Annotated in this window: 11 protein-coding genes; 1 reads left to right on the forward strand and 10 read right to left on the reverse strand. The window is 57.1% G+C overall.

Going from position 1 to position 11,013, the window contains the following annotated elements:
* The 6 genes from WCG50_RS14045 to fliF all read right to left on the reverse strand — a co-directional run.
* Positions 1 to 893: hypothetical protein (locus tag WCG50_RS14045; protein WP_336900228.1), on the reverse strand; the 893-nt coding region annotated here is incomplete at its 3' end.
* The gene (locus WCG50_RS14050; RefSeq protein ID WP_336900229.1) at positions 890 to 1,357 is read right to left on the reverse strand and encodes a flagellar export protein FliJ; all 468 of its coding nucleotides are present in this window, start codon (positions 1,355 to 1,357) and stop codon (positions 890 to 892) included. The genes WCG50_RS14045 and WCG50_RS14050, both read right to left, overlap by 4 nt.
* Complete coding sequence (fliI, locus tag WCG50_RS14055; protein WP_336900238.1) at positions 1,354 to 2,733, reverse strand: flagellar protein export ATPase FliI; 1,380 nt, start codon at positions 2,731 to 2,733, stop codon at positions 1,354 to 1,356. The genes WCG50_RS14050 and fliI overlap by 4 nt, the downstream gene beginning before the upstream one ends.
* Positions 2,734 to 2,758: 25 nt before the next feature.
* Positions 2,759 to 3,442 carry a FliH/SctL family protein gene (locus WCG50_RS14060; RefSeq protein WP_336900230.1) on the reverse strand — a complete coding sequence of 228 codons (684 nt, stop codon included), beginning with the start codon at positions 3,440 to 3,442 and terminating at the stop codon, positions 2,759 to 2,761.
* A gap of 2 nt (positions 3,443 to 3,444) precedes the next feature.
* Positions 3,445 to 4,446 (reverse strand): flagellar motor switch protein FliG, encoded by a 1,002-nt coding sequence (gene fliG / locus WCG50_RS14065; RefSeq protein ID WP_336900231.1) that lies wholly within the window; start codon positions 4,444 to 4,446, stop codon positions 3,445 to 3,447.
* 25 nt (positions 4,447 to 4,471) lie between these two features.
* On the reverse strand, positions 4,472 to 6,151 hold the full coding sequence (fliF, locus tag WCG50_RS14070; protein ID WP_336900232.1) for a flagellar basal-body MS-ring/collar protein FliF: 1,680 nt from the start codon (positions 6,149 to 6,151) through the stop codon (positions 4,472 to 4,474).
* Positions 6,152 to 6,327: 176 nt separating this feature from the next.
* On the opposite strand from fliF, the gene fliE reads away from it, so the two are divergent.
* Positions 6,328 to 6,645 carry a flagellar hook-basal body complex protein FliE gene (gene fliE, locus WCG50_RS14075; protein ID WP_336900233.1) on the forward strand — a complete coding sequence of 106 codons (318 nt, stop codon included), beginning with the start codon at positions 6,328 to 6,330 and terminating at the stop codon, positions 6,643 to 6,645.
* Positions 6,646 to 6,710: 65 nt separating this feature from the next.
* On the opposite strand, the gene WCG50_RS14080 is transcribed toward fliE, so the two are convergent.
* The 4 genes from WCG50_RS14080 to WCG50_RS14095 all read right to left on the reverse strand — a co-directional run.
* Positions 6,711 to 7,010 (reverse strand): flagellar protein FliT, encoded by a 300-nt coding sequence (locus tag WCG50_RS14080; RefSeq protein ID WP_336900234.1) that lies wholly within the window; start codon positions 7,008 to 7,010, stop codon positions 6,711 to 6,713.
* 31 nt (positions 7,011 to 7,041) lie between these two features.
* Entirely contained in the window at positions 7,042 to 7,446 is a 405-nt protein-coding gene (gene fliS / locus WCG50_RS14085) for a flagellar export chaperone FliS (protein ID WP_336900235.1), read from the reverse strand.
* Between the two features lie 83 nt (positions 7,447 to 7,529).
* Complete coding sequence (gene fliD / locus WCG50_RS14090; protein WP_336900236.1) at positions 7,530 to 8,999, reverse strand: flagellar filament capping protein FliD; 1,470 nt, start codon at positions 8,997 to 8,999, stop codon at positions 7,530 to 7,532.
* Positions 9,000 to 9,567: 568 nt separating this feature from the next.
* Positions 9,568 to 11,013, reverse strand: a 1,446-nt coding sequence (locus WCG50_RS14095) for a flagellin (protein WP_336900237.1), incomplete at its 5' end; no start/stop codon positions are given.

Here is an 11,013-nt window from a genome sequence, read left to right on the forward strand (position 1 = left end):
TTTAACTCGGCATTTTGAACCCCGTGCGTGGCCCAATAACTGACCGTTTCAGCCATCGTCGTTTCAAACGGCTGAGACGTTGGATCAATGGTCACAGAAGGAACATCAACCCGATTGCCCGCCTGAAAAACGCTTTGGCCCCAAGCCCCTTCCACACCCAACCCAGCAGGTTGAGTTGAAGATTTATTGGTAGCCCGGTCGGCCTGACGCATCAAACCTTCCCCCAAACCACTGGCTAGCATGGCGCTTGACAAGATGGGATCACGGGTCGCCACGTCGGCTAACGAAGCCTGGGTGAGCAATTTCGACTCCGCAAGGTTTGCCGCAGCACCAGATTTTGAGTCAACGCCATGAGCCTTGTGACTGAGTCCCGGCAGGGCTTGCGCCATCTGGTCCAGCAATGCATTAACACTCTGCGGAAGGTCTTCCGTCTTTTCAGATCCAGGCACCAGCAATTTACCATTTGCAGGTTCCGACTTGTCAGCACGGAATGCGTTCAGCGCCTGCGGGCTACCACCTCGCACACGACTCATCAAACTCTCGGTGCTGACCATACTTTCTGAAGCAACTGTCCCGCCACTGTTAAATTTATCTTCACTAACTGCGCCAGCTTGGGCCAACAACAGGGCAAGCTCACTTGGCATGCTGGGCACCAAGGGGGCGACGGGGTCCGCCAAAACGGTCGGTTGCAGTGCGACTTGTGCTTTCATTAGCGCATCAGTTCCAGCGTTTATTTCAGCCGGCTGTTCAAGCGACGTCATGATGGCTGCAAAACCACCTTCAGCCGGAGTATCCGATTCATCACCCGACTTAACTTTGCCTTTGGCACCAGTTTTTTCTGTTCCTGCGATCGCTTTGGGGCTGGCTGGTGCAGAGCCAAGTTCAATACTCATGATCGACCTCCACTGAAATATTCATCTGAAAATTGAGGTTTGCGCATGGCGGCAAACTCATCCATCTGCTTTTGCTCGCGCCGTGCCAGAAGAACATCCAAACCGGCCTGTTTTTTGGCCAACACCTGCTTCAAACTGACCAGCCGAAACTCGGCTTGAAGCACCACTCGCTTGGCCAAATCCACTTTTCGGTGCTCATTGCCAAGTGCCTCAGTTTGCAAGCTAATGGCGTGATGCAAACGCCCCATAAATTGGTAATGGTGTTTCATCATCTCCGGCGAAGTGCTGATTTGCGCCGCAGCTGTCCATCTTGATTCCGTCTCAGCTGCATAGGTTTCAAGCTGTGACATCTGATCTTGTGCAAACAAGTAGGCATTTTGGGCGCGCATCAAACCCTGGTTGGCCTGATCCCGCTTGAGTGTCGCCATGTCAATGGCCAGCAGGAAACTTTTAATGGCACTCATGGGAATACCTGCTCGCGGTTCATGGCGGACATCATTTCCTGCACGCTGGTGTTAAGCGCTGACGACTCAAACATATCCTGTTGCAAAAACCTGGCCATGACCTCGTGCAACTTAATGGCTTCATCCAGGCCCGGATCAGACCCGCCCACATAAGCCCCAATCTGAACCAGATCGCGGCCCTTCTCATAGCGTGAGTTGATGGCACGAAACCGCCGCGCCATCTCAAAATGCTCCCGTGACACCACGTTGTGCATGACGCGAGAGGCAGACTGCTCAATGTCAATGGCCGGAAAGTGCCCCGACTCGGCCAACGCACGCGACAGCACAATGTGCCCATCCAGAATAGCCCGGGCGGCATCGGCAATCGGATCCTGCTGATCATCCCCTTCAGACAGCACGGTATAAAAAGCGGTGATCGAACCCACGCCATGCAAGCCATTGCCACTGCGCTCCACCAAAGCTGGCATTTTGGCAAAACACGACGGCGGATAACCCTTGGTGGCCGGTGGCTCGCCAATGGCCAGGGCAATTTCTCGTTGCGCCATGGCGTAACGGGTTAGCGAGTCCATCAGCAGCAATACATGCTTGCCCTTGTCCCGAAAACTCTCCGCAATCGCTGTGGCGTAAGAGGCGCCCTGCATGCGAAGCAATGGCGGCGCGTCGGCAGGCGCCGCGACCACCACCGACCGGGCACGCCCTTCGGCGCCCAAAATATCTTCAATAAATTCCTTGACCTCGCGTCCCCGCTCGCCGATCAGACCCACCACAATCACATCAGCCTGGGTGTAGCGGGCCATCATGCCCATCAACACACTTTTGCCCACGCCTGAGCCGGCAAACAAGCCAATCCGCTGCCCGCGGCCAATCGTCAACAGCGCGTTAATGGCGCGCACCCCGGTGTCGAGGGTTTCTCGCACAGGCGCCCGGTCCATGGCATTGATTTGCTTGCGGTCCATCGGTAGTGATGTCACATTGGCAATCGGACCCATACGATCCATTGGCTCGCCTTGGGCGTCCACCACGCGACCCAGCAGTCCGTCGCCTAATGGCAAGCGCAACATCCCATAACCCGCTGTCCGGTCAGACTGCCGTCGTTCACCCAAACGAGGCACGGCCACAAAGGCCGCCGCCGGCACCACACTGGCGCCACTTGACAAGCCATGCACATCGCCTGCCGGCATCAAAAAAGCACGTTCACTAGAGAAACCCACCACCTCGGCCAGAACCGGGGTTTGCGATTTCATCGACACCAGGCATTGCGAACCCACAGGCACCCGAATACCCGTGGCCTCCAGCACCAAGCCGGTCAACCGCGTCAGCGTGCCGCGTACCTCCAGCGTGCAATCAGTATTGACACGTTTATGGGCATCGTCCATAAACTGTTGCCACTTGGCCGAGCTGTTAGGGCTGTTCAAGGGGTTTCTCCCATGCTGAACTCAAGCCCAGGCTGGCCACCGCACGCTTCCAACGTTTCTCAACTGTGCCATCCACCACCGTTCCGGCGGACTCAATCAGGCACCCCCCGCGTGTCAGGGTGGCATCCGCCACCAAGGTCAGCGACAGGTTTAGAAATTCGGCCTTCACCACGTCTTCCAGTGCCTCAAAGTCCAGGGGATTGAGTTTGACCACGGCGCTCTTGGTCTCAGCAACCAACAAGCCAAGGGCCTCGTGAATGACCGGTTTCAACACAGTGGGGTTGATGGACAACTCTTGCCGCACCACTTGACGCGCCAATTCACAGGCCAAGTCCAGCACTCCACGGGCAATCACTTGATCCGCCTGCGCCTGTTGCTCTTGGGCCGTGATAAACAGCTGGGCAAACCCAAGAGCGGCCTCTTGCCCCTGGTTTGCTATAAATTCTGCAATCTGGCGTTGCGCCTCCAGCGTGGCTTTGGCATGGCCTTGGGCAAACCCTTCGGCGTAACCCTCTTGCCTGACCGCCTCACTCTTGACCTCGTCCAAGGCCTCATCGCGTGCCTTGCCTTTGGCAGCCAGCAACAACGAGGCGGTGTCAACCGCGCCAAAGTCCCACTGCTCAACAGCGTCAATCTCTTCTCCGGGGATAAAACGGGTGTAGTTACGCATGCTTAAACCATCGCGTCATCACCGCCACCGCCACCAATCACGATGGTTCCCTCATCGGCCAGACGGCGCACCGTCTTCAAAATCTCTTTTTGCTGCGCTTCCACCTCGGACAGGCGCATGGGGCCGCGCGACTCCAGGTCTTCGCGCAGCGTCTCGGCCGCACGCGACGACATATTGGCCAGAAACTTCTCCTTGAGCTCGGGTTGCGCGCCTTTGAGGGCCACGATGAGCGCATCCGATGCCACTTCTTTGAGCACCATCTGAATCGCCTTGTCGTCGAGCTTCATCACATCGTCAAAGACAAACATCTTGTCCATGATCTTCTGGGCCAGATCCGGGTCGTGGTTGCGAATGGACTCAATCACCGTGCCCTCAATGGCCGAGCCCATGAAGTTGATCATTTCAGCAGCCGTTTTCACGCCACCCAGCGACGACTTGCGCACCTTGTCGCCACCGGCCAGCACATGGAACAGCACCTCGTTCAAATCTTTCAGGGCCGAAGGCTGAATACCTTCCATGGTCGCCACGCGCAGCATCACTTCATTGCGCTGGCGCTCGGTGAAGTGTTTCATGACATCCGCCGCCTGGTCGAAGTCCAGGTGGACCAGAATCGCCGCCACAATTTGGGGGTGCTCATTGCGCAACAGTTCAGCCACCGATTGCGGGTCCATCCACTTCAGGCTCTCAATGCCGGAGACATCGCCGCCTTGCAAAATGCGGTCAATCAGCAGAGTGGCTTTGTCATCGCCCAGCGCCCGTTTCAGCACCGAGCGCACATAGTCGCCTGAATCGGACACCAACAAACTGTGGGCCGCCGCGATGCCGGTAAACCGGTCGACCACTTCGTCGACCCGCTCGCGCGTCACCACCTTGGTTTTGGCAATGGCCTCGCCCAGTTTTTGCACCTCTTTAGGCGAGAGGTGCTTAAAAACCTGGGCAGCCTCCTCCTCTCCGAGGGACATCATCAGAATTGCAGCGTCTTGCAGACCGTCAGCTTGAGCCATCTTTATTTACCCCGGTTGACGCCGATCAGGTCGGCGCCTCGCCATTAATCCAGCTCTTGACAATATTAGCAACAGCCGCTGGATTGTCGCGTGTCAATTTACGCGCATCCTCGATGGCCAACTCACCCATCGTGGGAAGCACAGGCTCATTGCTACGGGCTGGGGCTGCCAACTTGGCCCGTTCGGGTTCTTCCGACTCAACCGCATCCAACTGGTGGGGCGACAGCGCCGCTTTGTGAGGCGCTTGCGCCAACACTTTAAGCGCCGGTTTGATCACCCCCAGCAGCACCAGCGCACCAAACAACAAGGTCCCCACGGGCCACGCAAAACTGCGCACCAGATCCAGGAACTCGGCCTGCTTCCAGAAAGGCAGGTCGTTGATAACGATTTTTTCCTGCGCAAAAGGAGCATTCATGAGGTTCAGGGAATCTCCGCGATCTTTGCTGAATCCAATAGTCTCGCGCACCAAAGCGGTCATTTTCTCGATTTGCGCATCGCTCAGCGGCGTGTTCGTGGTCTTGCCTTTGGCATCGGTCACCGACTGGTTGTTGAGCACCACAGCGGCGCTGATGCGCTTCACGATGCCGGTGCCGCCACGCACCACCTTCACCATCTTGTCCACTTCATAGTTGATGATGGACTCACGCTTGGTGGGGCCGCTGGCGCCCGCAGCGCCACTGGCGGGCGTCAGGGCTTGGGTGGCGCCGTTGATGGGCGCGGTAGAAGGGTTAGGCACCTGGTTGGTGGTCGCCCCAGGCACGCCAGAAGGCGGGCCACCGGCCGCGCCGTTGGTGCTTTCTGAGGTTTGCTGGCTGCGAATTGCGGTTGAATCCGGCGACTGGTTGGGTTTGTGCGACTCTGAGGTGGACTCGGTCTGCGAAAAATCCAGCTCAGCGGTTACCTGGGCCTTGACATTGCCCGGCCCCACCACCGGCTCCAGAATATCCAGAATACGGCGGCTGTAGAGTTGCTCCAGCTGCTGCACATACTGCAACTGCTGCGCATCGGCACCACCGGCGCCATTGGCGCCTTCGGGGGGAGTCGAAAGCAACTTGCCCGTGTCATCCAACACACTCACCGCAGTCGGGTTCATCTCGGGAACACTGGAAGACACCAAGTGAACAATGCCCGCCAACTGGGCGCGGTCCAGCGTGCGCCCGGCGTTCAAACCAACCACAACTGAAGCCGTGGGTTTTTGCTGCTCGCGGAAAAAACCGTTTTGATTGGGCAAAGCCAAATGCACCCGCGCGCTCGACACCGAGGAGAGCGCCTGAATAGAACGGGTGAGCTCGCCTTCAAGCCCGCGCTGAAACGCCAGCCGCTCCTGAAACTGCGTCATGCCAAAACGGTTGGCGTCCATGGTCTCAAACCCGGCCACCGAACCCTTGGGCAAACCTTGCGAGGCCAGACGCAAACGCGTGTCGTACACCTTGTCGGCGGGCACCAGAATGGCACCGCCGCCATCGGCGTGCTTATAAGGAATGTTCATGGTGGTCAACTGGGCCACGATGGCGCCACCATCTTTGTCGGCCAGATTGGCATACAGCACACGCCACTCCGCTTGGCGGCCCATCATCAGCCCGATGATGCCAATGGCGATAAAGAGTGCCAGCCCCAGACCAATGCGGAGCCTTTGGGCCTGGTCCAGCCCGGCAAAACGCTGGGACAGTGACGGGTTAACGGGAATGGCAAGTGCGGAAGGCATGGTGGAGTCCAGTACGGGGTGGCGCGATTTTGCACCACCAATGCTTGCGATTATTCGGCCCACCCCTGAAAACATTAGGTTAATAAGACCGGGAATTACCCCTTACTTCAAATTAATGTTTTGGGACCAGCGGCTTTAGCATTCAACCACCCTACTTTTAAAGGGAAGACTGCACCATGGAACTCCGACTATCACCCACCACAATGCCCACCACGGTGCGCCCCAGCATGGCACCGCGCCTCTCGCCAAGCCAGGTTACTGGTGGAGCGGACGGCGGATTTTCGGGTGCGTTGAAAAGCGCCCTCAGCTCAGTGAGCGCCTCGCAAAACGACGCCACCCGCTTGCAGCAAGAAGTTCAGATGGAAAACCCCAAGGTCAGCCTGGAAGAAACCATGGTCGCGATCCAGAAAGCCCAGATCGGATTTCAGGCCACGCTGCATGTGCGCAACCGCATGGTTCAGGCTTATACCGACATCATGAATATGCAGGTGTAATTTAAGCCAAACAGGCCTCTAGCCCCCGTCGTATCTTCGCAAGCAGCTACAAAATTAATAGCACTTTAGTGCAGATACTGATGCTGCCCGTCAAACGCCTGCTCGCAGTGCGCCAGCCACGGTTCGGCCAGGTAGCGAATCTGGGCATCGTTTTGCAAGATGCGCTGCATGATGCGGGCCTTCTCGGAGCGCTGCTCGGGCAGCAACTCTTCGCTATGGGCACGGGCACGCAGTTGTTCGATCAGCACGGCGCAAGCCCCTTCAAAATGAACGACCTGGTCCCAGTCCTCGGACTTGGCGGCATTCAACATCTGAAGGCTGCTGTCTTCTATGGCTTTGTAGTAGTCAATCAGCATTTGTGACATTTCCGAACTCCCGGTGAGGCGTTTGTTAGAACTAGGCCGCAACTTGTGGGCCAATCTGCTTCCAGCCCTCTGCCACAGGTTCGATCACGCGAATAACATCTGCCAACGCGGCATCGTCATTTCTAAGATTAGCTTCCGTCAGCCGAAGTGAGCAGTAACCATACAGACCATTCAGGTTGGCTGCAATATCGCCTCCCTTGGCAAGGTCCAGCGCTGGCTTGAGGCCCTCGTCAATGATGCGCACCGCCCGGTTTATTTTTTCACCCTTGGTTGCCACTTCACCGCGTTTCAAAGCACCGCGAGCAGCCACCACGTTTTGGAGCAATCCGTCCAACAACATCGTGACCAATTGGTGAGGGCTGGCCTGGCTGACCGCCGTCTCCACACTGATACGTTGATAAGCAGAAGCTGAGCGTGAACTAACTGAAGTAAACATGTTGTGCACCATTTTGTTTGATACTTTAGTTATCGGCAGTTTGTCATGCAAATCAAGGGCATTTGAAAAGTAAAAGGCTTCAATCAGGCCGTGGATTTATTCCAGGTTGCCACCTGCTGGGTGACGTAACTGTTCATTGCATTCAACGAAGCCATTTGCACATCCAGGGCGCTGTAGCGGGCACGCAAGCGTGTCTCGAACAGCGCGGCTTTGTCATTCACGCTGGTTTGCGCAGCTTTGTTGGCGTCCAGACTTTTTTGCAGTGCGGCGACCTTGCTGGGCACTGAGCCACCGGCGGTCAACATGGCACGACCCACCGCCTTGAACTTGAGCGCAAACCCGTTGGTTGCGGGGTCATTGTTATTGTTGGTAAACAACTGTTGCAAGGTCGTTCCATTATTGGCCGCCGTACTCAACTTGGCGGTATTGATGGTGAGTGAGCCGTCGAGTTGACGCTCCAAACCCATATCAGACAAGCGCTGAGACGATGCGCCCAAACTGGAAGAAGAAATCATGCTGCGCATGATATTTTGCAAGCCCACCACCGAAGAATCGCCCTGAAACAAGCCAGCGGTCTTGGTTGCTGCATCGTATTTAGTTGCACCAGCAAGGCTGGCATTCAAGGCGTTGTAAGCAGTTACAAAGTCATTCACATTTTTAACCGCCGGTGTCACATCCTCTTTGATCGTCATCGTGATGGGTGACTTGACCTCGGTAGTCCCGCCAGGACTGCCATAGTTCGTGGTGGTCGTGTTCACCAGATTGATGGTGACCCCTGCAATATTATTGGTTAGCGTGTTGGTGCCCGAGGTCACCGCGAGGCCATTGATGCGGGCCTTGGCATCTTGCGAGTACTGAACAGGGTTAGCTGCCATGCCGGTCTTGGCGGCTACATTGGCCTCGTCAAACACCAGACCAGACAGGCCGGCACCAGTCGACGTCAGTTGAAAACCAGCTGCGGCACCCGTGGTCTTGGAGGTCAACAGCAAGCGCTCGTTTGATCCGTCATTGAACACCGACGCCGTCACACCAGCACCAGCGCTGTTGATCTTGGCTGCAATAGTGACCAGAGTGTCGGCTGCAGTGACTGTGACACTTGTTGAGGTCGGGGTGGTACCAGCGGCAGTGAACGTCTTGGCACCGCCCACGGCAGTGGCCCAGGTGCCCAACTGCAGTGTCAGCGACCCGGCCCCAGGCTTTGCGCCCACCGCCATGACCGGCGACGACACCGTTTGCTGTTGCGCCAGCTGGTCCACGTCCAGACTGATGGCGGCGGCAGTGGCTGTGGAAGCTACGGTGATAGTGGCCACGCTGCTGTTGGACGAAGTTGCATTGCGCCCACCCCAGGTCGCCGCGTCTGCAATGCGGGTCGCCACATCGGTCAGCGCCGAAATTTGCGACTGGATTTGCCCGAAAGTAGAAATTTGATTGGTTGCATTGGTCGCCTTCAGGACCAGCGTTTTAAGCGGGGATTTTTCCAGCGCCACCAACTGCGTCACGATGCTGTTGACGTCGAGTCCGCTGCCTAAGCCGGTTGATGAGATGGTAGCCATACAAGCCTCCTGAATATTCCAAACACCCCATATTATCGACAGCAGGCGCCCAAGGCAAACGCCTCATAAGACCTGCAATCAACGCGCATTTCGAGCGCGCCACAGACAAAGCTTGGGGCCAACTCGTACACCTATATCGACGCCAGCATGAAAAAGTTAAGCGTCATTCAACATGTTGCGAAACTTTTCCATATTCATCATCATTCGAGGAACGTCATCGCGCAATTTTTGACGGCGCCTTGGTCAAACGACATCGTCCGGACGCAACCCGCAGAGGCAGCGGCACGTTCAATCAAACACTCCGCAAAATCAGCGGCGCTGGCGCGACAGAGGCGCACCGCCCGCCACACCACCTCAATGAATTCAACCCGCCCCCCCCCGTTGAGATACGCATGGCTTCTCGAATTCGGGCAGGAATGGTAATTTACCCCCTGCTGGTCACTGTTGCGCAGGTCATGGTCTTAGCTCCTTTAAAACCGTACTTTAAGGTAAGGCTAATTTTATTGAAAGCCCATAAAAAAGCGACGCCGGTTTGACTGGCGTCGCTTTTTGGGGATGGCTGAACCACTTAACGCAACAGCGCCAGCACACCTTGTGGCAACTGGTTGGCCTGCGCCACCATGGCGGTACCGGCTTGTTGCAGCACTTGGGCGCGCGACAGGGCGGCAGTTTCTGCGGCAAAGTCCGCGTCCTGAATCCGGCTGCGAGATGAAGACAAATTCTCTGAAGTCGTTTGCAGGCTGGTCACCACCGAGGTAAATCGGTTTTGAATCGCACCGAGTGCGGCACGTGAAGCATTGACCGTGCCCAAAGCACCGTCGATGGCGGACAGAGCTTTGGTCGCGTTCTCAGCGGTCAGCACGTTCATGCTGGCAATGCTTGACACCGACGAGGTGGTGTTGGCCTGAACGGTATCACCCGCAGCCAGCAAGCCTGCACGGTCTGCGTGTGCACCGCCATAGACAATGCCATTCGAGCTGGTGCTGGTCATCGTGACGGTGCCGTGGTTGGCGGCGGCGGTGGCGGCGACGGCCACAACCGGAACCACCACAGCGACACGGCCATCGGTTGTGGGGCTTGTCGCCGAAGCGAAACTGGGAGTACTTGATGTTCCGAGGCCAAAGGCCGCGACAACCGTCGTAAAGTTCTCTCCATCTGCGCGCGAAAAGCTCAGCGTACCGACAGACAGGGCCAGGTCGGACGTTGCCTGCCCGCCATAGTTGATGGTGAACCCAGAATCTGTAGTGTTGTTTCCACCCGCGAAAATAGCATCTATCGCAGCTGCCATTGAAGCGGTCGTTGCGGTCAGCGTATTGGCTTTAAAGTCATTAAAATCAAGAAATGATGACGCACTTTCAAGGTGGATTTGCGTAACCAGGGAAGATCCTCCCACGCCTAATACCAAACCAACGGGTGTAAAGATACCCAGAGCACCGGTGGTAGCGGGAACGGGTGCACTTAGCGCAAGGCCCGCCTTTGCCTGCGTGCCAACGACACCGCTGGCCAAGCCAGTTTGCGCCATTAGAGTGGTTTTGGCCAGATCCGCTGCCGTCGTCTGATCGCCAGCGGTCGCACCCGCTGCCGCGCCATTAATGGCGATGCTGATATCTCTCCCATCCGCAGCATTCAGCGTTAACGTGCCATCGGTGGCGTTGGCGGTCGCCGTCACACCCGTTTGGTTGGCAATTTTATTGATCGCTGCAGCCACATTGGCGCCCTGACCAGCGGCTGATGCGCCGCCCTGGATGTCACCCACATTGACACCATTGATGCTGAAGGCACCGGCACCGATGTTGCCGGTGCCCACGCCCGTGCCCGCCACGAAACTGGTAATGGCGCCGCCCGCCACCGTATTGGCATTGGCAACTGCTGTCACCCCCGAGCTGGGTGAAATCGCATTGATCGCTGCGGCGACCGAGAACGCGCTGGCGGTGCTTTGACCGGCGGCCAGACCGGCAGAAGAGGCGCCCACCTGAAAGCCGTTCAGGGTCAGGTCACCAGCAGTCAAAGCAGT

The organism is Rhodoferax sp., from assembly GCF_037143375.1.
Taxonomy (GTDB): Bacteria; Pseudomonadota; Gammaproteobacteria; order Burkholderiales; family Burkholderiaceae_C; genus Rhodoferax.

Bases quoted from the DNA above. Each gene is read 5' to 3' on its own strand.
- WCG50_RS14050 (WP_336900229.1), bottom strand. From the start codon at position 1,357: ATGAGTGCCATTAAAAGTTTCCTGCTGGCCATTGACATGGCGACACTC.
- fliI (WP_336900238.1), bottom strand. From the start codon at position 2,733: ATGGACGATGCCCATAAACGTGTCAATACTGATTGCACGCTGGAGGTA.
- WCG50_RS14060 (WP_336900230.1), bottom strand. From the start codon at position 3,442: ATGCGTAACTACACCCGTTTTATCCCCGGAGAAGAGATTGACGCTGTT.
- fliG (WP_336900231.1), bottom strand. From the start codon at position 4,446: ATGGCTCAAGCTGACGGTCTGCAAGACGCTGCAATTCTGATGATGTCC.
- fliF (WP_336900232.1), bottom strand. From the start codon at position 6,151: ATGCCTTCCGCACTTGCCATTCCCGTTAACCCGTCACTGTCCCAGCGT.
- fliE (WP_336900233.1), top strand. From the start codon at position 6,328: ATGGAACTCCGACTATCACCCACCACAATGCCCACCACGGTGCGCCCC.
- WCG50_RS14080 (WP_336900234.1), bottom strand. From the start codon at position 7,010: ATGTCACAAATGCTGATTGACTACTACAAAGCCATAGAAGACAGCAGC.
- fliS (WP_336900235.1), bottom strand. From the start codon at position 7,446: ATGTTTACTTCAGTTAGTTCACGCTCAGCTTCTGCTTATCAACGTATC.
- fliD (WP_336900236.1), bottom strand. From the start codon at position 8,999: ATGGCTACCATCTCATCAACCGGCTTAGGCAGCGGACTCGACGTCAAC.